The sequence below is a fragment of the Arsukibacterium sp. genome (genome assembly GCF_033721375.1).
Lineage (GTDB): Bacteria > Pseudomonadota > Gammaproteobacteria > Enterobacterales > Alteromonadaceae > Alishewanella.
In genome coordinates, this window is sequence record NZ_JAWWAP010000013.1 from 58,533 (window position 1) to 82,481 (window position 23,949).

General features: G+C 49.5%; 17 protein-coding genes. 9 read left to right on the forward strand and 8 right to left on the reverse strand.

Annotated elements, in window-relative coordinates:
• The first annotated feature begins 341 nt into the window (after positions 1-341).
• The 3 genes from R3187_RS17940 (at position 342) to R3187_RS17950 (ending at position 3,865) form a co-directional block, all read left to right on the forward strand.
• Positions 342-1,223 carry an HAD-IA family hydrolase gene (locus R3187_RS17940; RefSeq protein ID WP_318968440.1) on the forward strand — a complete coding sequence of 294 codons (882 nt, stop codon included), beginning with the start codon at positions 342-344 and terminating at the stop codon, positions 1,221-1,223.
• Between the two features lie 29 nt (positions 1,224-1,252).
• Positions 1,253-2,077, forward strand: coding sequence for an SH3 domain-containing protein (locus R3187_RS17945; RefSeq protein ID WP_318968441.1), 825 nt, complete (start codon positions 1,253-1,255; stop codon positions 2,075-2,077).
• A 522-nt stretch (positions 2,078-2,599) separates the two neighbouring features.
• The gene (locus tag R3187_RS17950; protein ID WP_318968442.1) at positions 2,600-3,865 is read left to right on the forward strand and encodes a hypothetical protein; all 1,266 of its coding nucleotides are present in this window, start codon (positions 2,600-2,602) and stop codon (positions 3,863-3,865) included.
• 706 nt (positions 3,866-4,571) lie between these two features.
• Here the strand turns inward: R3187_RS17950 and R3187_RS17955 are convergent.
• The 6 genes from R3187_RS17955 to R3187_RS17980 form a co-directional block, all read right to left on the reverse strand.
• Positions 4,572-5,933, reverse strand: coding sequence for a serine hydrolase domain-containing protein (locus R3187_RS17955; protein ID WP_318968443.1), 1,362 nt, complete (start codon positions 5,931-5,933; stop codon positions 4,572-4,574).
• A 127-nt stretch (positions 5,934-6,060) separates the two neighbouring features.
• Complete coding sequence (locus tag R3187_RS17960) at positions 6,061-8,478, reverse strand: serine hydrolase domain-containing protein (RefSeq protein WP_318968444.1); 2,418 nt, start codon at positions 8,476-8,478, stop codon at positions 6,061-6,063.
• Between the two features lie 2 nt (positions 8,479-8,480).
• The gene (locus tag R3187_RS17965; RefSeq protein WP_318968445.1) at positions 8,481-9,764 is read right to left on the reverse strand and encodes a serine hydrolase domain-containing protein; all 1,284 of its coding nucleotides are present in this window, start codon (positions 9,762-9,764) and stop codon (positions 8,481-8,483) included.
• Positions 9,761-9,973: a helix-turn-helix transcriptional regulator gene (locus tag R3187_RS17970; protein WP_318968446.1), complete on the reverse strand. Its 213-nt coding sequence runs from the start codon at positions 9,971-9,973 to the stop codon at positions 9,761-9,763. The genes R3187_RS17965 and R3187_RS17970 overlap by 4 nt, the downstream gene beginning before the upstream one ends.
• The gene (locus R3187_RS17975) at positions 9,973-10,611 is read right to left on the reverse strand and encodes a DUF2975 domain-containing protein (RefSeq protein WP_318968447.1); all 639 of its coding nucleotides are present in this window, start codon (positions 10,609-10,611) and stop codon (positions 9,973-9,975) included. The genes R3187_RS17970 and R3187_RS17975 overlap by 1 nt, the downstream gene beginning before the upstream one ends.
• A gap of 101 nt (positions 10,612-10,712) precedes the next feature.
• A complete protein-coding gene (locus R3187_RS17980) occupies positions 10,713-11,972 on the reverse strand; it encodes a winged helix-turn-helix domain-containing protein (RefSeq protein ID WP_318968448.1) in 1,260 nt (419 codons plus the stop codon).
• Between the two features lie 131 nt (positions 11,973-12,103).
• Between R3187_RS17980 and R3187_RS17985 the strand changes: the two genes are divergently transcribed.
• Positions 12,104-13,645, forward strand: coding sequence for a S41 family peptidase (locus tag R3187_RS17985; protein ID WP_318968449.1), 1,542 nt, complete (start codon positions 12,104-12,106; stop codon positions 13,643-13,645).
• A gap of 95 nt (positions 13,646-13,740) precedes the next feature.
• Here the strand turns inward: R3187_RS17985 and R3187_RS17990 are convergent, their stop codons facing one another.
• Positions 13,741-13,929: a DUF2892 domain-containing protein gene (locus R3187_RS17990; protein ID WP_318968450.1), complete on the reverse strand. Its 189-nt coding sequence runs from the start codon at positions 13,927-13,929 to the stop codon at positions 13,741-13,743.
• A 185-nt stretch (positions 13,930-14,114) separates the two neighbouring features.
• On the opposite strand from R3187_RS17990, the gene R3187_RS17995 reads away from it, so the two are divergent.
• From R3187_RS17995 to R3187_RS18015, 5 genes are all read left to right on the forward strand, one after another.
• Positions 14,115-15,515 carry a cytochrome ubiquinol oxidase subunit I gene (locus R3187_RS17995; RefSeq protein ID WP_318968451.1) on the forward strand — a complete coding sequence of 467 codons (1,401 nt, stop codon included), beginning with the start codon at positions 14,115-14,117 and terminating at the stop codon, positions 15,513-15,515.
• The gene (gene cydB / locus R3187_RS18000) at positions 15,515-16,516 is read left to right on the forward strand and encodes a cytochrome d ubiquinol oxidase subunit II (RefSeq protein WP_318968452.1); all 1,002 of its coding nucleotides are present in this window, start codon (positions 15,515-15,517) and stop codon (positions 16,514-16,516) included. The genes R3187_RS17995 and cydB overlap by 1 nt, the downstream gene beginning before the upstream one ends.
• Before the next feature lie 23 nt (positions 16,517-16,539).
• On the forward strand, positions 16,540-18,264 hold the full coding sequence (gene cydD / locus R3187_RS18005; RefSeq protein ID WP_318968453.1) for a thiol reductant ABC exporter subunit CydD: 1,725 nt from the start codon (positions 16,540-16,542) through the stop codon (positions 18,262-18,264).
• Positions 18,254-19,987, forward strand: a complete 1,734-nt coding sequence (locus tag R3187_RS18010) for an amino acid ABC transporter ATP-binding/permease protein (protein WP_318968454.1) — start codon at positions 18,254-18,256, stop codon at positions 19,985-19,987. The genes cydD and R3187_RS18010 overlap by 11 nt, the downstream gene beginning before the upstream one ends.
• Before the next feature lie 145 nt (positions 19,988-20,132).
• A complete protein-coding gene (locus R3187_RS18015; RefSeq protein ID WP_318968455.1) occupies positions 20,133-20,996 on the forward strand; it encodes an MBL fold metallo-hydrolase in 864 nt (287 codons plus the stop codon).
• Positions 20,997-21,054: 58 nt separating this feature from the next.
• On the opposite strand, the gene R3187_RS18020 is transcribed toward R3187_RS18015, so the two are convergent.
• Positions 21,055-23,949, reverse strand: a 2,895-nt coding sequence (locus R3187_RS18020) for a type I secretion C-terminal target domain-containing protein (RefSeq protein ID WP_318968456.1), incomplete at its 5' end; no start/stop codon positions are given.

Genomic DNA, 23,949 nt, shown 5'->3' on the forward strand with positions numbered 1-23,949 from the left:
TAAAAATATATAGGCTTTTAGTCTGAGCTATTATTGATTTGGGCGATATTGAGGGAAGTCTAGAGAGCATAAGCTATCAGGTCAGGGTTGGAATAAATCATGAGATGCCGCTTCCTAGCTACAGTCTGAGTAATCCTCTTGAATTAGCCATTTTTTAAGCGGTATAACCCGACTCTCTTCTCCTGCAATTCATAAAAACAGTTAGCAAAATTTGTGGTTGACGGTTTTATGCCAATAGATCTGGCGCTTCATTACCCAAAAATTAAAACTGTACTTGTCAGAGGGCGCTGCCAGAGATACATTTGACTTCACTTTTGCAACACTCAATGGTTCTCGAAACAATGACATATAAACAAGCCAAGTCAGTTCTTATTACAGATTTAGATAATACTCTTTTTGATTGGTTTGATATCTGGTGTGCGACGTTTAAACCGCTTCTAGAAAAAACGTCTGAGGTTAGTGGAATTGACCGAAAAATTTTAATAGACGAAATTCGACCAATCCATCAAAAACATGGCACTGCTGAGTATGCGTTTGTCCTGGAAGAGATACCAAGTCTTCTAAAAAAGTATGGTAATCGTGAGAGAATCCTTAGTGAATTTAGCGAAGCCATACATGCAGCTAGAAGTAACCGAATTAAGCATCTGAAGCTGTATAAGGGCGTATATGATACGTTGGCTGAACTTCGGTCTAAGAGAGTTCGAGTTATTGCTTATACTGAGTCTAAAGAGTGGTATACAAAATTTAGATTGAAAAGATTAGGGCTAGACTTTTTTATAGAAAAAGTTTATTCGCCAGGTGATCATGTAAAATTACCTATAGATGATAGCAAGCGAACTGATATTGTCTTCGATAATATTGAGTTTAGGAAAACACCTAAAGATGAATTAAAGCCTAATCCAAAGCTGCTTTTAGACATCATAAAGGATGCTGGTGTAGATAAAGATGAATGTGTTTATATTGGTGACTCAGAAATTAAAGATATAGATATGGCGCACGAGGCGGGAGTGTCATCTGTCTTCGCTAAATATGGAACTTCACATTTCGAAGAGCGGCCAGATGATTACAATCTCCTTCGAGCAGTAACCCACTGGACTGATGAAGTGGTTCAGCGAGAAAAAGATTTGAAAGAAAGTGCTCTGAATCATAAAGCAGACTTTGAAATTGATAATTTTTCTGAGTTACTAAACTTATTTGATTTTAAACGATTGCATAAACAGTGACTCGTTTAAAATAAAAGTGGTATTAACAGATGAACAGATTTCAGGGCCTCGATAAAAAGGATAGAGCTACGCTACTAATAGAGTATTGGAAGCAATCTACTCAGGTTCAACAGCATTTTAATGATGTGTCGATGAAAGTGCGCAATTTTGCCGTTGTAGTGTTTTCTGCGTTCCTTACTGGTGTCGGTTTATCAATTCATAATGGAATATTTTTAGAGGTTTTAGGCTGTAAGTTTAATGCTGCCGTTTTGTTTGCGTTGGTCGGAATGTTCGTAACTCAGCTGATACACTTCATGGATACATATTGGTACCATGTGTTTCTAAAGTCAGCGGTAAGCGAAACTCTAAAACTCGAAAGTGAAATTAAGTCTGTGCTAAAAATAGAATCGCTCTCCGGTGCTATCAGCGTAGGAAGTCAAAAAGTGGAGGTTGCTTCACTTTTCGGACAACTACCTTTGCCTTTTAGTTACTCCTGGCCCTTAAAAACCTTTCCATTAAAGTGGTTTTTTAAAGGGCGTAACGCAGATAGCACATTGAGACATAAAGTTTTTTATCGCTGGTTACTCACCATAATATTTTTTGTCGGGCTAATTAGCTTGTTTTTTAAACCTCCATTAGAATTCAAACAGCATTCTAATTCGTCCACCATTTCAGGTTATATCATATCAGGAGATAATGTTAGGCTGCGTGCCGAAGCAAGAGCAGATTCTGAGATTCTGTTGAATTTACAGATTGGTCAGAAAGTCCAAATTTTAGTAGATGAAGAGAGCTCTTGGGTTAAAATTCACGTGTATATACAGGAAGAGTCTACCATTGGTTATATTCATAGAGATTTTATAGATACAATCAAATAGAAAGCCTTCATCCTTCTTAACACTGCCCCAAGTTAGAGCGAAAAGCGTTTCGGTCAAATTCAAGCCTCCGCAGGTGTAAATGGGTGATTATGGCTTTGCCAAGTTAGCAAATGCTTTTTAGCCCTGACGTAATAAAGCCGTCATGATAGTCGTTGTTGATTAAGCCGGTTTCAGTGTCTATCTCAATACCATAGTATGGCCTGATGGTTTACTTTTGCAGAATACGCCGCCCATTAGAGTGACAAAGCTTTTCCTGTTACTGCCATCTGCTACATGATGAATGGCTGCTAGTGCAACGTCGTGCTGTTCTAGCTTACGCAGGCTTCAACCTGTTCGGCGGCTTAATAAATTGAATAGGTTGAGTATCACAAACTTTGGCCAAAATTAATTCTGCCTAAGGTGACCTATCTGGTACGATAGTTCAAATATTCGGTCCAAGATATTTTGGGAGGTTGTGTCGCGATCCCAATCGTCAAGGAGGGTCAAGCTCTGTGACTGTTAAGGCAGTAAAGGAAAGTAGAAATGAGTCGCTGGAAAGAACAGTTTAAAGAACATGCTATACATCAGACGATAAGCCAGCTTGAAGAATGGTTATGTATAGACTTGGCTGATACTACACCAGAATTTATAGTCGAATTCCGCCGAGTAGAAAAGGTGTTGAGGTATTTGAAGCGATCGATATCTGGCCTGGACCCTGAAATAACACCAATACAGCAGCTCGATGCACTAAACAAAAACCTTCAGCATCCTCATATCTGGAATGAAGTGAGCACACTTTCCAGTGTGCAGACGATTGCGGCAATTACATCTATTAATAATCAAATTAGTGGATGTTTGACGCATTTAACTTGGATGCTACCTTTTTCGCGGAAATTCTCTAACCGAGACTCCATCTCATCTCTTGAAAATACGGTAGACAAAACATTGTCTGCAGTAATTGAAGAAAAAAACGCATATTCGGAAGAGCTAAGTGCCTCAACTGAGGAAGTGAGAGCGCTTCGCCTGCAAATTGAGCAACTTGAGAGTACAGTTGAAGATCATAAGAAGTCGGCAGATTCACAGATTTCTCAGTGGCAACAGCAATTTTCTGAAGCTCAGGAGAAAAGAGCCGAGAAGTATCTGGAGTGGAGAGAGAAAGTTGAAAGTGAGGTCCGGAAACAAAATACCGACCTAATACAAAAATCTCGGGAAGAGGCCTCATTATTAAAGGATGCCGTTCAGCAAGAGCTACAAGAGCTTGAGCAGGATGCCTCTGCAAAGCATCAAAGAATCATGGAGCTTTATGAATTAGCATCTGGTGATAGTGTTGCTGGTGGTTTTTCTAAAACATCAAATGATGAGACTAAGCAAGCAAATATCTGGCGTTGGATTTCTATCGGATTCATTGTTGCGACAACGTTTTGGCTGATATTTGCTTATCATCAATCAACAGGCACCAGTATTGATGCAGCAAATGCATTTGATAACTTCAGTTGGCATAAAGCTTTCCTGAGCTTCTCTATTACAGGCGTACTTTTATTCGGTGCTGGATATGCAGGACGACAATCTTCACTTCATCGGGAAGAGGCTGAATCCAGCAGAAAGTTTGCGCTACAGATCAAAGCGCTAGATCCATATATCAGTTCGCTTGATGAGAGCGTACAACAAGAGGTGAAGAAAGAGCTAACTGGTAAGTTCTTCGTCGGATTTGAACCTAAAGGTGCTTCAAGTGATAATCTGGACCAGAGAACGGTAAAAATTATGACTCAATCGATTACCGATGTTATTAAGGCGGCAAAAGGAACGTAATAATGTCTTAGCTGGAATCGTGCCTAAAACGAGATAAATTTAAGCAGTCTTGGTTTAACTTTCAGTTCTGTAATTCAGCTACAAGTTACTGGTTGCGAAAAATTACAAAGTTCAGTTTATGGTTGATAAATCAGGGTTCAAGTTATGGTTAAAAACTGCATAAGCCAATGATTTATATATGTACTAGAAGTTCAGGTTATGGTTTAAACGACATTTAGCACCTGAAGGATGAGAACCTGCGTTCGACCAAATCGTTGGGAACGATTTGGAACAGCTTCAGCTGGCCCGCCAGGGTGGCGGTTTTTTGTTTTTAGCACCTGAAGGATGAGAACCTTCGTTCGACCACCAATGTGCCTGGAGCACATTGGAACAGCTTTAGCTGGCCCCACCGGGGCGAGTATCAGGATGATACGAGTAATTAAGTCTGGAACGATTTGGAACAGCTCCGCTGGCCCGTAGGGCGAGTATCAGGATGATACGAGTAATCCTCTCGGGTGCACCAAAACAATCAACCGCCATTTCGGCGTTTTTTTAGCACCTGAAGGATAAGAACCTTCGTTCGACAAAAGTGTCGAAAATTTCCGCCAGCAAAAATCAGCTTATGTAGTACTCACTTTTATTGTCGTAAAGCCGATTTTGCAGTGATTTATCCAGACTGACTATCTGATAATCATTCTTTAAATTCCCGGGCACACAACTACATATGCTATTTGAGTTTTCCGACCCAGGCTGCTGCCTTCGATTTATCCAGCGTCGATACTAACGTCAAATTGCCATTTTTTTCCGCAAACAGACTGGTAATTAACTCCTCCGTTTGCGAAGGATCCAGCGCGCCGTTTAATAACTTCAACACAAGTGGCTTAACGGCTTGTTCTGCCAGTTGCTTATCGTTATCAGGCAGCTCTGAGGGCACAATTAAATTGGTGATTGCAGCGTGCAGGAAGGTTTGTAAAAATGCCGGTGAACGTGCAATAGCTTTGCTCATGGGCCGTAAAGCTTGCCCCGGCAGGCTGTTAAAATACGTCCAAACCAAACGATCTGTACTCTGCCAAAAGGCGGCTGCGTACGATAATGCAGCAGACGACACGGTACGATACGCCAAATCGCCATTCGAGCTATTGGTCAGAATAACCAAACCTTCTTTACCGGATGGTTCGATCACGGCAAAGGTTCTGACACCGCGCTCGCGACCGTCATGAAATAACGCCTCGCCTGATCCAAGCGGAATTAACTTCCAGCCCAGGCCAAAACGTTCAGCAGGATCCTGGTGTAACGACTGAGGCGACGACATTTCCTTATAGAGACTTTCCGGCAAGTTCGCGCCATCAGCAACCCAAATCAGAAAGCGGGCGTAATCTTCCGCTGTGGTCATCAGGTTTGCTGCAGCGTTTGCGCTTCTCTGGGTAATCCCTGTTTCAATCTGAGCCAGGTTCTCATCAAAACCTTTTGCTATGTTCTCAAGATGAGAAGAACGCGAACCCATTGAGCTCGAAGCCATTGCTGCAGGATCAAAAACATATTTTTTCGTCAGATCAGAAATATTCATGCCGAGCTTCTTCTCGATGGCACGACGAAGGTACTCGAAACCTTCGCCGGAATATTCGTGACGCGAACCAGGAGAAAACAAAAAAGATAGTTCGTTTTTCCCCCGCCAGTTTGGTAACCCTGTTTGATGACTCAGCACAATTCGTGCAGTAAGTGCCTTATGTCGTGGATCATCGGCGATATCAGGATCTATCCAGTACTCAGCGAGCGGCTCATCAAGCTCTAAATGCCCTTCTGCAACAAGGCGAAGTACCAGCATCGCAAAAACCGGCTTAGTCAGACTCGCAGCATTAAATATTGTCTGGCGACCAATATTCTGATCCTCACTTCTGATCCCCAGCTGATGGGTCCAGTTAATTTTGCCGTCGTCAACTTTCACAATAGCCATGCCACTTATCGCGGCATCGCGGACAATGCTTTGGGTTTTAGTCACCACGGCAGAGGGAGGGGAGGCGCTGGCCGATGCTGTTTGCAAACCCATCGTCATCAACAGACAAAAAACTACCGCAACTGAAATTTTCATTTTATCTTCCTTAATTGTTATAAACACAAAGTGGATAGCTGAAAACAGCTCTGGTTTAAACAGAGACACTGACCTGCATTTCGGTTGCGAAAAAAAACAATCACCATTATGCATAGGCGTGTGAAATTCATAGCGTTGCATCACTATGGCTCAGATACGCAACAATATCTCTCGCCAGATTTGCAGAAAAGAGCTTGTCAGAATTGCTAAAGATTACGACTCCATTATTGGTGGTGCGGTCGAACTCCACGTATGAAAGAAAGTCCCCATTGTTTCCAGAGTGATAATACTTTAACCGGTCTCCGGCCTGTTTTGTCGCAAAACCGAATGTGCGTGGCAACTCTCCTTTTTCAGCAGGTACATGCGTTTGCAGCTCTAGTAATTGCCTAACAACTTCCTGCTTTTTGGGAGTATCAGGCACTAAAATATCCGCAATAAATTTCGCATAGTCGCCAGCGGTTGTTACCAGGCTGTAAGAGGCACCAAAGTTGCGGTCATGCTTATGGTTATCGGTGGGGTTTGAGTTGCGGTGTCCAAATGCTTTCTGGCTGGGTATCCGGGCATCCCAGATATATGTCATCAAACCTGCGCCAACCTGATAAGTGATCTGCTCATCAATTAACGATTGCAGTCCGCTGTCGTCAACGCTTAGTTGCTTTTGAATAATGCGTCTCAAGTATTCATAGCCTTCACTTGAGTATTGAAACTGGCTGCCTGGCTTGACCAACAGGGTAAGCTCGCCATCCGTGTCAGAGCGCCAGTTGGGCAGGCCAGAGGTATGAGTCAGGACCATTCGCGCAGTGATTAATTTGTGCCAGCCACTCTCCTTAAGGTCAGGGTGCGGTAAGTAGTTATACAGCGGTGCGTCTAAGTCAATAACGCCTTTTTCAGCCTGGAGCAACGTAAAATACGCAAAAACCGGCTTGGATAAAGAAGCGGCTTCAAAGAGTGTTTGGGGGGTAAGCGCATTGCCCGTATTTGTGTTTCTGACGCCAAAGCCTTGGTTAAAGACGACCGCGCCGTTCTGAATCACCGCGACAGCAAGCCCTTCTACGCCAGTCTCAGTCAGCTTTTTTTCAATAAAGCTTGTCAGTGTCTGCTGTCTCGGCTGGTCATAGTTATAACCGCTCTCCAGTGTGACCCGCAGCCAGTTAACGTCACCTGATTTATCGGGCAGAAACTCGAACGTTGTATTTGCAACCGGGTCGATGAACTTATAATTACCGACAGCAACCAGCGGTACCCGCACCGGCTTGTGCTGCAGATTTAGTTGTAGTGTGTTGTCTTTAATAACGAACGAATGCTGTACTTCATTACCAGCCTGCTTACCATAAGTGCCTGCTAATCTGGGAAGCAACTGCAAATTCATGTCGTATCGCTGGTAAATTTTGGGTCTAATCGCCTGCCAGCCGTAATGGTGGGCAACCGTTCTGGCAATCGCCGCCATCAAGTTGAAGCCGTTATCACTGTTGGTCATGATAACTAAAGCTTGCTTATGTTGAACCGAGCCAACCATGTAGCTGGTAAAGCCCGGAATACTACCCCAGTGGTCAAAGATAATATCGTCTGAGCCGTCGACGTAGTGCTTTTTGAAGCCCAGCCGAACAGGGTTTCGGGCGAACATTTCCCTGGTAATTCCCTGTGAAAGCAATTGCTTATCAGAGGAATGATAATCTTTAATCAGTGTCATAATGAAAGTGGCCAGATTGGCAGGCGTTGTCCACAGGCCACCTGCGGCTTTAAACGGATAAAGTTGATAGGGAACTGAAGTCAGATCTTTGCTATATCCGGTTGCGCGATGCGCCATTAAGCTTTCCGGAACAGGCTGTCTGAATGAGCTGCTGTTCATTTGCAGAGGCTCAAAAACCCTGTGTTGCACCGCTGCCTCAAAGCTCGTTTCTGTCACATCTTCAATAAGCTGTTGAATTATCGTATAGCCGGGATTGGAATACTGGTACTTTTCACCCGGCGCTGCGAACAGCGTCACTGCAGGGCCGGTATAGGGTGCTTCGCCATTAAGCATCTGAGTCACTGCAGGCAGTTGCTCTGCGGCCGCATACGGCGGCGGTACATGATTGCTAATGCCTGCGCGGTGACCAATAAGGTGCCTGAGTGTTACTTTTGCAGTTTGGGTAAATTCATTGTCAGGTACCTGCCACGAGGTTAAATAGCTATTGATGTCTTTATCAAGTGCAACGTTACCAGCGTCAACCAACTGCATTGCTGTAACTGCTGCTAAAGGTTTACTGAGCGAGGCGCCGGCGAATACGGTATGAGGGGTAACCGATGCAAGCTTGCCTAAGTCGGCGTAACCATAGCTTCGTTGCCAGATAATTTCCCCGTTATCGATAAAGGCCATGCTGAGCCCGGGAATATTGTCGCGCAACATGACTCCGGCAATTGACCCGGTGGTCAGTTGCCCCGCTAAGTATTGATTCGGCAGTAATTGTTGCTCAATAGATTGAACCCGCTCTGCCGGCTGGGCCAAAGCTGAACTGAAGACACAAGTGACCAGAAACAGCGTGGCAACGATCTGCTTTTGCATGTTCACTGCTCCTGGTTTACGCGCACCATCGTAAACACCTGGTTTTCGAATCGTAAAGTTGCCCGTGCGGTGTTCGTCGCATTTTCAAAGGTGATAACAACGGGTACATCGGCTAATTCAAAGGTTTTTTCGTCAATAGCATGTAGTGGTGTCTGGCGAACCAAATCGCCGGCAGGGGTTTGCTCACGATAAACGAGGCGATTATCGATAATACGCAGCGCAATGTGATTGCCACTATCGTCTCCTGCTAATCGGTAGTGTCCCACAAAAGATACAAGATCCTGTTCCGATAATTGTTGGCGGGGGCGGTGCTCAAAGTTTGGCAGGCTCAGCCTGGGGTCGAGCAAATGAAGGGCAATATCCTGCAGAGCATCGTCCGACGAGGAATTGCTGAGTAATACCACACCAACATGATTATCCGGACGGAATGCAATAAACGCCTGATGACCGTTGCCGTCTCCTCCATGGTAAAAGGCATCGAAACTTTCATCCTGATAATGCTTCCAACCCCAATGCCCGCTTTGCTGCATTTCGTGTTTTAACAAACTGATCAAGTCCGTTGCGCTGGAGTAAAGGCCGCCAGCACCGTAGGCAATTTCAGGGACTTCGGTCACAGACTCAACAGGGACTGTGGTTTTATGGCGCGCAGCCAGTAACGCTTTGTCAGGTTCAAAGCCCGTGTTGGTTAGCTTAAGCGGTGTCAGAATTTCACTGTTCAATAGGTCTTTAAAGCTCAAATTCATAGCTGCTGCCAATGAACCCCCCAGGATCGCCATACCCACACTTGAGTAAGAAGGTTCAGCAGGTAAATCAGCTTTACGTACCAGCGTGGCTAATAAGCCTTCAATGCTGTTTTGCGCTAACGTTTCGTGGGATAAATCCCGGGGTAATGCCGCAGTGTGATTAACCAGATATGCCAGACGTGTCTCAGCGCCGTCGTCAATACCCTGCCAGATATCAGCGAGCGTCGTTTGTTGTGACACCACGTTTTTTGACTCTAATCTTGCAAAAAGCGCTGCGGTGAAAAGTTTGGTCAGCGAACCAATCGCAAATTGTGAGTGCTCTGATAACGGTTTTTCGCCATTAGCATGCGTCACACCATAGCTGTAGAAATAGGTGCCTTCAGGGTTAACAAGGCCAATAACCACCCCGGGGCGGTGTTTATTGTCTACCGCCGAGTGAATGCTTTGTTTAACCTCTGGCGGGATTTCGTTAAGCGTTGCAACATCGTAGTTTTGGCATGCTGTAAGAACCAAACATAACCCTATTGATGAGAGTCGTTTCATGGTTTCTCCTCAATGTATTCAAGTAAATCGCCGGGTTGGCACTCCAGCACCTGACACAGCTTCTCTAAGGTATTAAAACGGATACCGCGTACATGACTATTTTTTAACAGCGACAAATTGGTTTGCGAGATGCCCACCTCGTCGGCCAGCTCTTTCATTTTCATTTTACGCCGGGCCAGCATCACATCTAAGTTAACGACTATTGGCATCAGATAATCTCATCACTGTCGGTTTGCAGTTCAGCACCAATGTTAAAGGCGCGGGCCATTACCAGCACAAAGCAGCCGGCTAGCAGCAGCCCGGCGTTAAAATCCGGATAAATCAGCAAATCACTGTCAGCGCCAGTTAGCAGCCGGATATGGCTAAAACCAAATTCCGAGTTGCTGCTGGCATCGGGGATAAACAGATAAAAGCGGGCGAATACTTCCAGCGCCAGCACCACAGGCAGGGCTACCAGTAACCAGCCGGCGTATTGCAGCGCCTGAGCACTTTGCCGGCTAAATGGCCGGCCGCTGCTAACGTTAGCGACAAGTTGCCGTAAAAAATAAATAATAGCGCTAACCATACTGCCAAGCAGCAGAATGGTCAGGGCCCGGCTCAGTGCCAGACTAAAGCCGCTGGTGGTAAGCAACAGTTCGCCCTGCTCAACTTGCAGCATTAAGCCAGTCTGGCTGCCGGCCAGCACAACTTCGGCTGCCGTTGTCGCAGCCAGCTGCACCTGCCAGCTGGTTAGCAGCTGCTCGCCCAGTAGCGGTAACGCCAGCGCAACCAGTGCACTTAGTGTTGTAATGGCAACAACCAGCCATAAGGCCAGTGTCAGCAAAAGGTGTAATGGTTTGGCGCTCATATCCCTGCCTGGTTTAGCAACTTACTTACAGAGCTAAACTGTAGGCACGAATTGTACGTTTTGCAATAAAAATATTACGTTTTACGTAATATTTTATGGTGCTAAGGGTGGCCGCCACTGGCTGGCTGACATAAATGGCTGGTTTGCAGCCGCTGATTCAGCTGCCGGCACAACTGCATTGCGCCTACCGTGTCGCCGGTGGCATGTAACACCTGGCTTAGCCCAAGTGTTGCAGCTTCATGCAGCGGTGCCAGGCTTATTACCCGCCGGTACCAGCTTTCTGCGCGCTGGTAATCAGCCGCCGCCAGGTAGTGATCACCCAGCATGCTGCCTACTTCGGTAATCCAGGGCCGTATTTGCACTTCCTGCTGCGGGTAGCGCTCTGTCATGGCATTAAAGGCCGCCTCATAAGCAAGCAGCGCCTGCGGCATAGCGCCAGTGGCCTGATATAATTCGCCGATATTAAGCTGTACCTGCCAGGCGTGCGGATCTGTTTGCAATGCTTGCTGATAAATGGCAATGGCTTCGTGGTACCTGCCTTGCGCCGATAACACAAAACCCAGTGCTTTTAAGGTGATGGCACTGTCTGGTTGCAGTGCCACCGCCTGCTCTGCCAGGGCCAGGGCGCGTTGCAGTTGCTGCTGACTGGCATCGTCTGCCAACACGCCGGCCGCCACTCTGCTGGTCAGGGTGGTGTGGTTGTCATTGTCGCCTGACCAGCGAAGGGTTTTCTGCACCAGCGAATTGGCCAGGCCGGCATAAGCTTCCCCGGAACGCGGATGCTGGTTAATGTGCTGCTGATACAGAGCAATGGCCATTTCATTGTCTGCCAGGCGAATTTGATGATAATAATCATCGGCCCGGCTCAGTAAATCTTTTTGATTGGCCGAAGGCGTGGTTTGCCCCAGGCCGCGGCTAAGCTGGTAGCCGGCCGCAGCCACAAGCAGCAGCACCAGGGCAAGCCATGCCCCGCGCCGCCAGTGGCGAGGCAACAAACTTGTGGCCGCATTGGTTGCCGCAGCAGGGTATTGGCTGACAGCCGCAATAAGCTGGTAGCCACGTTTGGGTACGGTTTCAATATAGCGCGGTTGCCTGGCATCATCATCCAGGCTGGTGCGCAGGCGTGAGACGGTGCGTGCCAGGGTATCATCACTGGCGTAACTGTCCGGCCACACTGCCGCCGCCAGCTGTTCTTTACTGACCAGTTGGCCGGGCCGGCATGCCAGATAATGCAATAACTGACAACTTTTGGGTTCCAGTCGCATGGTGGCGCCAGGTTGCGCTGGGTCAGCAGGGTTGAGCCGGTTGCAGGCACCACTGCTGAAATCGACTTGCCAGTCACCGATCAAAAGTTTATTCATAAAAATACTAGTTTAAATTCAGTAAGTTAATTTTGTCAGCTTTTTGTCCGGTTAATCATCAGGTATTGTCAGGACAAGGTTAGTATCAGTCATTACGCTTCAGCACACCTTACTAAAGCGGAGATGTTGTTATGTTATTTATATTACGCCGGGTGCTGTATTGCACATTGTTACCGTTATTGCTGGCCTGTGGCAACTGCAGTTATGCCGCGACTCCAGCCGACGACCCGGCCAGGGTGTTCAGTGTGGCCGAGCTGCAGCAGGATTTCCGCCAGTTGTATCAGGATCTGCAACGGGGCAGTTTTGATTTATTTGCCCATATGCCGCAAGCCCGGTTTGAGCAGAGTTTTAAGCAATACCTGGCCGAAATTAACCAGCCGATGACGGCGCTGCAGGCCCAGAAGCATTTTATGCAGTTTGTGGCGCTGGCCAATATCGCCCATACCCGGATTGATTTCCCTGTTGCACAGTACCGGGCGTTTATCACGGCCGGAGGCAAAACCCTGCCGTTCAGTTTCAGGATTAACGGCGATGAGGTGGTTGTTGCGGCATATTATGGTGCGGATAAACGGGTGCAGCCGGATCAGCAGGTGCTGAGTATTAACGGCATTGCTGTCAGGCAGTTTCTGCAACCGCTGCAGGGTTATCTGGCGGCAGATAACGCGGCGTTGCTGGATGGCCTGACCGGCGGCCAGCTGGCGCCGCTGCTCTGGTTGCATCATGGCGAGCAGAGCGCTTACACCCTGACCCTGCAGCAGCCCGGCAGCGCAGCGCCCTATCAGCTGCGCCAGGCCACGCTCAGCCAGGATGAACAGGCACAGCATATTGCCGCCAACAACCCGCCAGACAGCGCGGCCAGCAGCGAGCCACGGCAATACCGGATCCTGTCAGGTAATATCGGCTATCTGCAGCCCGGGCCTTTTTATAATGTCTATGCCACAACCGATGCCGAAGTATGGGATACCAGCGAATTTCATGCTTTTATCGATCAGGCCTTTACTGATTTTGTGGCGAAAGGAGTTAGCGCGATAATTATTGACCTGCGCGATAATCCTGGCGGTACCAACAGTTTCAGCGACCATATGCTGGCCTGGTTTGCCGATAAGCCTTTTCGTTTTGCCTCGGATTTCCGGGTAAAAGTCTCCGACCTGTCACGGGCGGCGAACCGGGCCCGGATGCCGGCAAATGGCCCGGCGGATGCCATTACTCAGCAGCTTGAGCAGTTTTATGCCAGCCATCAGCAGGGCGATGTAATTTCATTTCCGCTGGATAACAGCAAGCCGCACGATAAGCCCCGCAATATTGCCGGCAGTGATATTAAGGTCCTGCTGCTGATTAACCGTTATTCATACAGCAATGCAGTATCGGTGGCCGCTATTGCCCAGGATTATAACTTTGCCACCGTCATCGGCGAGTCAACAGCCGATCTGGCCACCACCTATGGTGCGATGGAAAGCTTTACCCTGCAGCATACCGGCATCAGGGTGGGCTATCCGAAAGCCCTGATTATCCGGCCGAACGGTGATGCGAAGCCTGCCGGAGTAACGCCCGATGTTATATTGCCGCTGGCGGCAGACGATGATGCAGCGTTACAGCAGGTGGTTGACTATATTGCAGAAAACTATCAGCCAACGGCCGGTGGCGCTGATGCCGAAAACAACACCATGCAGTAATGGCTGATTGGCAGGGATATTGGCAGCCTGAAAATGCCCGGATAAATCAAGCCTGCCACCAGCCGGTGGCAGGTTCTGTCACTGTTGAAAACGGACTAGTTGGTCTTGCAGGTTTTTATCCCCAGCAAGCTGTACAGCGGACAAAAATTAAATAGCCCTGTCAGCAAAGGCACTACCCCAATCCAGCCCCATAAACCAACAGTGCCGGTTGCCGCCAGCGCAATTAACACCACACCGGCACTAATCCGTATAACTTTATCGATCCCACCCACATTACTTTTCATAGAACACCCTTTAAATTAGCTATCTCTTATTCATGATAGTCTGGTATGGGCTGCTTAGCGATTGTTTAATTGGCGCCAACACTGATCTGCGTCAAGTTGTGGCACGCTTATATAAGAAATATATTAATTACTATTGCTATACTTTCGCTAGCCATTTTTTGTTATTGCGACCCTCAGGAGTAGGTATGGAACTTGACCCGCTATTGCTCTCACGCATTCAGTTTGCGTTTGTGGTGTGTTTTCACGCCATTTTCCCGGTATTTACTATCGGGCTTGCCAGTTTTATTGCTGTACTGGAGGCGTTATCGTATAAAACCGGTAACCCGTTGTGGCAGAAATTATCGAAATTCTGGATCCAGGTATTTGCCGTGGTGTTCGGTATGGGCGTGGTGTCGGGTATTGTCATGTCGTTCCAGTTTGGTACCAACTGGAGTAATTTTTCCTATGCTACCGCTAACTTCCTGGGGCCGGTACTCAGTTATGAAGTGGTAACCGCCTTTTTCCTGGAGGCGGCGTTCCTGGGCGTGCTGTTATTTGGCCGCGATAAAGTGCCGCGGGGCGTGCATCTATTTGCAGCCATTATGGTGGCGCTGGGTACCTTTATTTCCTCCTTCTGGATTTTGTCGGCCAATTCATTAATGCAAACCCCCGATGGCCTGGAGCTGCGTAATGGTATGTATCACGTGGTGTCGTGGGCGGATGCTATTTTCACCGCGTCCTTTACTTATCGTTTTATCCATATGGCGCTGGCCTCTTTTTTAACAGCAGCGCTGGTGGTGGCCGGGGTCAGTGCCTGGTTTATCCTGCAAAAACGTGAATTCGCCACTAACCGCAAAGCCTTGTCGATTGCGCTGTGGATGTTGTTAATTCTGGCGCCGTTGCAGGTGGTCGTAGGTGATTTCCACGGTTTAAATACCTTAAAACATCAGCCGATGAAAGTAGCGGCAATGGAAGGTAACTGGCAAACGGCAGAAGGGGTGCCACTGATTTTATTTGCTATTCCTGATCAGCAGGCGCAAACCAATCACTTTGAACTGTCAGTGCCAAAACTGGCCAGCTATATTCTCACCCATGACTGGAACGGTGAAGTACCAGGTTTAAACGAAGTGGCACCTGAGATGCAACCGCCGGTATTTATTGTGTTCTGGTCGTTCCGGATTATGGTGGCGATGGGCTTGTTAATGGTGCTGTTTGCTGTCTGGGGCTTGCTGTTGCGTTACAAAGGCAAATACCAGCATAGCCGCAGCTTCTTGCAAGGCCTGCGTCTGATGAGCTTAAGTCCCTTTATTGCCGTGCTGGCAGGGTGGGTGGTAACCGAATCAGGCCGGGCGCCCTGGTTAATTTACCAGCAGATGACCCACGCCGAGGGCTTAACGCCGTCCCTGACTGGCGGGATGGCGTTGTTTACCCTGATTGGTTATATCGTTGTGTATGCGCTGGTATTCAGTGCCGGGGTCTATTATCTGCTGAAAGTATTCCGCGGTGGTATTGAAAAAGCCAACCGGCCACACGAACAACAAGAATTTGAGCGTCCGAAACGGCCGTTTTCTGCCGCCCATACCAGCCTGGAAGAAGGAGATAACTAATGGAACAGCCATTTGATTTAACATTAATCTGGGCCGGTATTATTGCCTTTGGGGTAATGATGTATGTGCTGATGGATGGCTTCGATTTGGGCCAGGGCATATTATTCCCGTTTGCTCCCGACGAGCATCACCGCGATGTGATGATGAACTCTGTTGCTCCGGTATGGGACGGCAATGAAACCTGGCTGGTGCTCGGTGGTGCCGGTCTGCTGGCGGCCTTTCCGCTGGTGTACTCGGTGTTTTTACCGGCTTTGTACATTGGGGTGTTTTTATTGCTGGCCGGTTTAATTTTCCGCGGGGTCGCTTTTGAATTCCGCTTTAAAGCGAAAACCTCGAAATACCTGTGGAACTGGGCCTTTGCCGGCGGTTCAACCGTGGCAGCATTCGCGCAGGGTGCCGTGGTAGGCGCCTATATTCAGGGCTTTGAGACAGAAAACTTCCGCTATGTGGGCGGTGCGCTGGACTGGTTAACCCCGTTTACCGTCATTACCGGCCTGGGGCTGGTTGCCGGTTATGCGCTGCTGGGCGCAACCTGGCTGATTATGAAATCAGAAGGTGAAGTGCAGCAGTGGGCATACAAGCTGGCGCCACGTTTATTGTTAATGGTGCTGGTGGTATTTGCCATTATCAGTATCTATACGCCCTTTGTTGACCCCTATGTCAAAGAACGCTGGTTCAGTGGTTTCAGTGCTATCTGGTTACTGCCGGTGCTGGCGTTGTATTGTGCCTTTATTATTTTCAAATCGTTGCGAAAAGGCCAGGAAGGCCTGCCGTTTGTTGCTACCATGGGCTTGTTTCTGTTTACGTACTTAGGCTTATTGGCCAGCAAATGGCCTTATATGGTGCCGCCAAATTACACGCTGTACGATGCCGCATCAGCGTTTGAGTCGCAGTTATTCCTGCTGCTGGGCTTCCTGTTTGTGATACCGATAGTACTGGCCTATACCGCCTGGACTTACTGGGTTTTCAGAGGCAAGGTTAAAGCAGGCGGTTATCATTAGCCGGCCAACAGGGTATTGCCAAGATGGCGGTTGAATTTGACAACGGCCCAAAGCTGCTGCGCTTTCTCAGCCAGCAGCAGCAACACCGGCTGATAGTGGCAGTCGCTTGTGGCGTGCTGGCCACTGTCGGCCTGATTACCCAGTGGTATTTGCTGTGTAGCCTGTTGTACCAGGGGCTGCTGGCGACGCCGGGTTCAGAAATCCCGCCGGCACTGCTGGCGGCGTTACTGACAGTGATCATAGTGCGGCTATTGTTACTGCGTGCTCAGGAGCTCCTGGCCAGCAAAGCCAGCGCCGCCGGCCGGCAGGCGCTGCGCCAGGCCCTGCTGCAAAGCTGGCAGCGCCGGGCCGTGTATCAGCTGGCGCAGCAATCACCGGCGGCATTGGCCAGTCAGTGGCTGGAAGATGTCGATGCGTTCGATGGCTACTTAGCCCGGTATTGGCCACAGCAATACTTAACCTTACTGGCGCCATTGTTAATCCTGCTGGTAGTGTTTTCTATTGATTGGCTCGCCGGCTTGCTGCTGCTATGCAGTGCGCCGCTGATCCCGCTGTTTATGGCACTGGTTGGCATGGGGGCGGAACAGCTTAATCAGCGGCATTTTTTATTGCGCCAGCGGCTGGCCGGCCATTTTTTAGATCGGATTCGCCAGCTTGCCACCATTAAGCGGCTGCAGGCGTTAGCCGCCAGCCGGGCTGAAGTGGCCAGTCGCAGTGATCAGTACCGACAGGTGGTGATGCGCACCCTTAAAGTCGCGTTTTTATCCTCAGCGGTGCTGGAGTTTTTCAGCAGTGTTGCCATTGCCAGTGTTGCACTTTATATCGGCTTTGGTTTGTTAGGCGCTATTACCTGGGGCCCGGCTGCGGGATTAACCTTGTTTTCCGGGCTGTTTATTCTGCTGCTGGCCCCGGAGTTTTTTCAGCCACTGCGCAGCTTTGCCCAGTTTTATCATGACAAAGCATCCGCACTGGCAGCTGCTAACCATTTAGCGCCGCTTTTAAACGAGAACGACTTTCAGCCTACTGCACCTGATACTGCAACCACCACAACACCGGCAGTGCCGGCTGTCCAGCAGCTGTTGATCAGCCGGTTAGCTGTTGGTTATCCGGGTGAAGCCTGGCTGCAGGCCGGTTTAAACGCCACTTTGCATACCGGCCAGTGTTTACTGATCAGTGGCAGTTCCGGGCTTGGCAAAACCACTATTTTACAGACACTGGCAGGTTTACTGCCTGTTTACAGCGGCAGTGCCCGGCTAAACCAGCAACCGCTGGCGAGCCAGGTTATGGCCTATCTGCCACAGCAGCCATGGCTGATTGCCGGTAGCTGGGCTGATAATTTGCGCTTGCTGGCCCCCGAGGCAACAGAGCAGCAAATGCGCCAGGTGCTCAGTGAACTTGGCCTGGCTGAGTTGGTGGCACAGAACGGCTTATACCGCCAGATAGGCGAGCAGGGGCAGGGCTTATCCGGTGGCCAGCTGCAACGGGTGCAACTGGCTCGGGTGTTGTTAGCACCCACTGCGGTAGTGTTGCTGGATGAACCGACAGCCAGCTTAGACAACCAGAGCCGGGATATCGTGATTAATGTGCTGCGCCAGCTGAAACCAAAAACCATGCTGATTATCGTAAGCCACGATCCGGCACTGCAGGCGCTGGCCGATCAGCACTGGCAGCTTACTGCTGCCACCAGAAATGGCGAGGCCGGCTTAGCCACCACGCCAGAGTTACGGCAGGTGCAGCATGAAGCCTGAAACAGTAAACAACAAACCTGCCACTGCCAACCGGCAGGCAAAAACAGGCGCCCTGGCTTACTGGAGTAAGCAACTGCTGTGGCAGCAGCGCCGGCGGATAATAGCCGGTATGCTGCTGGCATTTGCCACCGCCGCTTTTGGTCTGGCATTACTGGGCTTGTCAGGCTGGTTTATCACTGCAACGGCGCTGGCCGGGATCAGTGTCGCCGCCGGTGCGATGTTAGCGCTGGATGTGTATTTACCCGGTAGTGGTATCCGTTTTTTCGCACTCGGCCGCACCGTCAGTCGTTATCTCGAACGATTGTATAATCACGATTCCGTGCTGCGGCAACTGGCACTGGTGCGCCAGCAGTTGTTTCAGGGGTTGGCCAGCCTCAGCCCGGCGGCAATGGCACAGCAAACGAATGCCGACTGGCTTAGCCGGCTGACGGCAGACCTCGAAAGCCTGGATAATCTGCTGTTGCGCTTACTGTTGCCGCCGCTGTCCGCGCTACTGAGCTTACTGCTGCTAAGCGCCGTGATCAGTATCTGGTCCGGGCCGGCGGCCTTGTTATTGCTGCTGTTATGTCTGGTCGGCTGCGGCATTATCTTTAGCTTATTGATCCGCTATCAGCAGCCGCTTAGTCAGCAACTGGCGGCAGAGTTCAATCAGGCAAGGCTCTCGGTCATTAACTATTTACAGGGCTTACCAGAGTTAACGGCGGCCCGTTTACAGGCGCATCAGCAACAAGCATTACGGCAGTTCAGCCATACGCTGGGCCAGCTGCAGCAGCAGATCGCCTGCCAGCAGGCTAATGCCCAGCTGGCGGTGAATGCTCTGCACAGTGTGCAGGTGGTATTGGCAGCATTGCTGGCTTTAGCGGGCTTTAATGCGGGTTTGCTAAATGCCCCGGTCGCCGTGATGCTGGTGCTGGCGGTGTTTGCGCTCGGCGAATTATTGCAGTTACTGCCCGGCCAGCTAAGCCAGCTGGGTAAAACCCGGTTTGCCGCCGGGCGGCTTTATCCACTGGTGCAGCAGCAACCACCAGCCGTTGTTGCGCCCGTGGTTTTGCCCGCAACGCCCTGGCATCATCTGCAATTAATGGTGGCGGCCCATCCCCGCCTGCCGGCCAGCCTGGCCGGGCCATTACAACTGGATTTCAGTGCACAGCAGCCCTGGTGGCTGGTTACCGGCCGCTCGGGAAGTGGTAAATCGACCCTGGCCGGCTTGCTGCTGGCCGAAACCCTGGCAGAGGCGGCAAGCGCTGGCGCCCGTTGTCACTATAGCATTGACCAGCAGCAGGTAACGGCAGCGGCTGAGTCTGCCATGCAGCAACAAAGTGCCTGCCTTAGCCAACAGAACAGTGTTTTGGCCGACACCCTTTATGCCAATTTAACGCTGGGGCTGGCTGATATCAGCGATGCGCGGCTGTGGCAGGTACTGGCGCAGGTTGAGCTGGCTGACTGGGCCCGGGGTTTGCCACAGGGGCTGGATAGCTGGCTGGGCGACACTGGCCAGCAGTTGTCGGGCGGCCAGGCCAGGCGCTTGTGTCTGGCCCGGTTATTATTGCGCTCGCCGCAGCTGGTGGTACTGGACGAACCTTTTAACGGTTTGGATGACGCTATGGCAAGCCGACTCTGGACCAATATTCAGCCGTGGCTGGCAGGCAAATTTGTGTTGTTGTTATTGCATCAGGCTCCGCCTCTTCTGAATAGTCGTGATTGGCGTCAGTTGGCCCTGTAACGTTCGCTGTTAATGGCCGGGCTATTAATTGATTTTACGGATTGAATTAATCAGTTAAAGTTATTTCCAAATGGCATAAGCTTATATTATATTAGCATACACTTAATTCAAATAGTCCGGTTACCAAGTATAGGGAGCAACCATTATGAGCTATCAGGTAAAAGCATTTTTAGATAACGATAGTGAAACCTTCAGCTATGTAGTTGCCGACAATGCCAGCAACCAGGCGGTAATAATTGATCCGGTGCTCGATTTTGACTACAAGGCCGGCCGCACCAGTACCGCCAGTGCTGAGCAAATACTGGCTTATGTTAAGCAGCATAATTTACAGGTGCAGTGGCTGCTGGAAACCCATGCCCATGCCGATCATTTATCGGCCGCGCCGTTTTTACGCAGCAAACTGGGTGCCAAAATTGGCATTGGTGCAAAAATTACGGAAGTGCAGGCGATTTTTAAAGACGTGTTTAATCTGGAAAAGGAATTTTTGCCCAATGGCTCGCAGTTCGACCGGCTATTTGCCGATGGCGACACCTTGCAGGTAGGCGAAATGACCATCCGCGCTATGCATCTGCCGGGCCATACGCCAGCCGATTTAGCCTACATTATTAATGAGCAGGCTGCCTTTGTTGGCGATACGCTGTTTATGCCCGATGTCGGCACCGCCCGTTGCGATTTCCCCGGCGGCAGTGCCGCTACCTTGTTCGACTCGATAGAGAAAGTGTTGGCGCTACCTGATGATACTGAAATTTATATCTGCCATGACTACCCGCCAGCAGGCCGGCAGCATCAGTATCTGACCTGTGTCGCCGGGCAGAAACAGCACAATATTCATGTTGGCGGCGGTGTCAGTAAGGCCGACTTTGTTAAGCGGCGCGAGGCACGTGATGCCACACTGGCGATGCCACGGTTAATTCTGCCCTCGGTGCAGGTTAATATCCGGGCCGGCCAGCTGCCGCCAGCTGAACAAAATGGTACGACGTACTTAAAGATACCCATTAATCAGTTATAAAAAAACAGGCGCTTAATGCGCCTGTTTAGTTTATTGCCCGCTATAAATTGCAGCGGATTTAGCCATCAATCTTTAAGTTACCATTGTTAATCAGGCTATCAATAATGGCCTGGGTGTCGGCGCCAAAACTACTTAAATCGACGCCCTCAAGCACGATTTGCTGGGTAACATTGCCTGCTCCGGTGTGTTTAATACTGATGGTGGTATTGCCGCCGCTAACACTAAAATTCAGGTAATCAGTAATGTTGTTGCTGTTTTCTCCCTGCAATAAGTCACGCAGGTCAATTGCATCACCCTGAGCGGTGTTGAAATCTTTGATCACATCAACAGCAGCGGTAGCATTGCCCTGATCACCTAATTGCCAGGCGAATACATCAGCGCCAGCACCTCCGGTCAGGGTATCATTGCCTTTTCCACCAATTAATACATCGTTACCCGTTCCGGCATTAATCGTGTCATTGCCAATGCCGCCGTAAATGACATCACTGCCAGCACCGGAATTAATAATATCATTGCCGCCATAAGCCATGATTAAATCGCCAGCATCTGTACCTGTAATGGTTTGTGGCGAATCATTGCCTGACAACACGGTATTGGTGGTGTTCGACAAATCAATGGTAATAATGTCTGACACCGAGGTGCTGGACGCGCCATCAGTTGTTGTGGCGGTAACCGTCAAATTAAGCTGACCATTGTAGCCAACCGGCGTGAGTATACTTAACCCTTCCAACTCTGTTTGAGTTAACGTCCAGCTGCCATCAGCGTTTTTAGTGCCGGCGGTTAGCAGGGCGTCAGCTGGCACCCCTGTAATGATTATCGATAAACTCTCGCTGGCATCAACAACTGCTGCAGTAATGTTTAGATCAACCATATCGCCATACGTGACACCATTAACGGTAATGGTCGCAGCAGATATATTAAGCTGAGAATCCTTACCGTCGTCCAGGCCATTGATGATCACCCAGTCAAACTTGTACTCACCGTCCTGGTTGGCCGTGAAGTTAAACTTGCCGTTACCATTGACGGCCGCACCCCAAAATTCAGAAGAGGTGATCAGTTGGGTTGTTTTGCTGCCATCAGGTGCAGTGATAATCACCAGGACAAAGTCGTTATATCCGGTCTGGATTTCACTGACGAGGTTCTCGCCGTTAATAAACTGCCAGTCAAAACCAACCGACATGCCAGCGTTTAAGGTCACAGTACTAGTGGTATAGTTGCCATCTATTGCATTAATGGTGCCCGGGTCATTTAAAACTCCCTGAGGTGCGGCAAAACTATCCAAAAAGCCACTGGATAAACCAAGGGCTTGTTCTAACGATGCCTGACTTAAACCTGAACCAGACAGAGTTCCATTAGCGCCTGTTGTGATGGAGGTTGCTCCAACCTGAGTAGAAACCGCATCTGTAACTTGTAACACGGCTGCATCGGCAACAGCAGCGACAGTAATATTCAGTGTTGCTGACGACGTACCGCCCTGACCATCGGAAATGCTGTAAGTTACTACTGGTAGCGTGCCACTCCAGTTGGCAGCAGGAGTAAAGGTAAAGTCACCGTTGGCGTTTAACTCTAATGTTCCCTGATTTTCAATAATAACTTCACTGCCAGCCAGGTAGCTCTGACCGTTGATCATAAAGCTTTCAACAACCAGGGAGTTACCATCAACGTCAACATCGTTTGTCAGTACACTGGCCGTTAAAATCTGATCTTCATTGACGGTAAAGTTCGAATTATTTGCAACCGGAGTACTATTTATCGAACTGGTGTCACCAACACCAACATTTCCGGCAACATCATTGTAGCTCTCGTTCGCCACTGCAATTGATATTGCTGCGGTGCCGCTTGCAACGAAGGTAGCTGTCCAGATATTTGGATTGGTTGGATCCTGGGTTAAGCCTGATAAAACCCCGCCTGTTACTGCAATATCTGACAAGTCAAAGCCAGTCACTTCTTCACTGAAACTAAACGTGATGGTTGTGGCTTCGCCCGTAGCTAAAGTTGAATCATCGGTCGTGATGGTTAAAGTCGGTAAGTTCTGGTCAACTGTAACGGGGCCTAAGTTTGTAGAACTGCTGGTATTGCCGGCAGTATCGGTTTGCTTTACCAATACGGCGCCATTGGCATACACGCCCTCGGCTAAGGTGAAGCTGCTGCCGGTGCCGGTCAGCCAGGTGGTGCCGCCATCCACGCTGTATTGCCAGCTGGCAACATCGCCGGCCAAGGTGACATTCACCACACCGTCATTGGTAATGCTGTCGGTAGCGGAGGTGCCGCTGTCCGTGTCTAACTGAACCAGTGGTGCAGCAACGGTTTGATCAACAGTATGGCTTGAAGTGCCTGTGGAGTTGACAGTATTGCCGGCTGCATCAGATGAGCTGACGACGACATTAAACTCGGTATCAGCAGCTAAGTCACTACCAGCGACATCGACAGACCAGCTGCCATCGGCTTGCACCGTCGTGGTGTAAGTGACGTTATTAATGATCATGGTCACCACATCACCCGCAGCGATATCACCGCCAGTGGCAGTGCCGGTAACCACAATAATACCGGCGGCTTCAGTAGCGTTAACAATATCATCAGTAGTGATGTCATTAACGGAAACTGCGCCGGCAGTTGCCGTGGTATCCAGCACCGCACTGTCTGAGCCGGTAGCACCGGTATTGCCGGCTTCATCGGTAATGTTGGCGGTGACGGTCAAGGTCGCACCTTCAGCCGGAGCAGGTACTGTGGTCAGTACTTCGTCAGCATCAATTTGCGCCTGAGTCAGGACAATGGCCACACCATTGACGGTCAGGGTGTCGCCGGCCTGGGCACCGGTATCGGTTAACGAGATAGTCACGTTGACCGCACCATTGAGCTCACTGGCACTAATGAAGCCGTCGTTGTTGGTGTCTTCGGTGATCGTCACGCCTGGGGCTGCCGGGGCGGTGGTATCAACGCTATGAGTCGAGGT

Coding starts and splice junctions, on each gene's coding strand:
- R3187_RS17995 (WP_318968451.1), top strand. CDS start 14,115: ATGGAACTTGACCCGCTATTGCTCTCACGCATTCAGTTTGCGTTTGTG.
- R3187_RS17950 (WP_318968442.1), top strand. CDS start 2,600: ATGAGTCGCTGGAAAGAACAGTTTAAAGAACATGCTATACATCAGACG.
- R3187_RS17945 (WP_318968441.1), top strand. CDS start 1,253: ATGAACAGATTTCAGGGCCTCGATAAAAAGGATAGAGCTACGCTACTA.
- R3187_RS17940 (WP_318968440.1), top strand. CDS start 342: ATGACATATAAACAAGCCAAGTCAGTTCTTATTACAGATTTAGATAAT.
- cydD (WP_318968453.1), top strand. CDS start 16,540: ATGGCGGTTGAATTTGACAACGGCCCAAAGCTGCTGCGCTTTCTCAGC.
- cydB (WP_318968452.1), top strand. CDS start 15,515: ATGGAACAGCCATTTGATTTAACATTAATCTGGGCCGGTATTATTGCC.
- R3187_RS18015 (WP_318968455.1), top strand. CDS start 20,133: ATGAGCTATCAGGTAAAAGCATTTTTAGATAACGATAGTGAAACCTTC.
- R3187_RS17975 (WP_318968447.1), bottom strand. CDS start 10,611: ATGAGCGCCAAACCATTACACCTTTTGCTGACACTGGCCTTATGGCTG.
- R3187_RS17960 (WP_318968444.1), bottom strand. CDS start 8,478: ATGCAAAAGCAGATCGTTGCCACGCTGTTTCTGGTCACTTGTGTCTTC.
- R3187_RS17990 (WP_318968450.1), bottom strand. CDS start 13,929: ATGAAAAGTAATGTGGGTGGGATCGATAAAGTTATACGGATTAGTGCC.
- R3187_RS17985 (WP_318968449.1), top strand. CDS start 12,104: ATGTTATTTATATTACGCCGGGTGCTGTATTGCACATTGTTACCGTTA.
- R3187_RS17980 (WP_318968448.1), bottom strand. CDS start 11,972: ATGAATAAACTTTTGATCGGTGACTGGCAAGTCGATTTCAGCAGTGGT.
- R3187_RS18010 (WP_318968454.1), top strand. CDS start 18,254: ATGAAGCCTGAAACAGTAAACAACAAACCTGCCACTGCCAACCGGCAG.
- R3187_RS17955 (WP_318968443.1), bottom strand. CDS start 5,933: ATGAAAATTTCAGTTGCGGTAGTTTTTTGTCTGTTGATGACGATGGGT.
- R3187_RS17970 (WP_318968446.1), bottom strand. CDS start 9,973: ATGCCAATAGTCGTTAACTTAGATGTGATGCTGGCCCGGCGTAAAATG.
- R3187_RS17965 (WP_318968445.1), bottom strand. CDS start 9,764: ATGAAACGACTCTCATCAATAGGGTTATGTTTGGTTCTTACAGCATGC.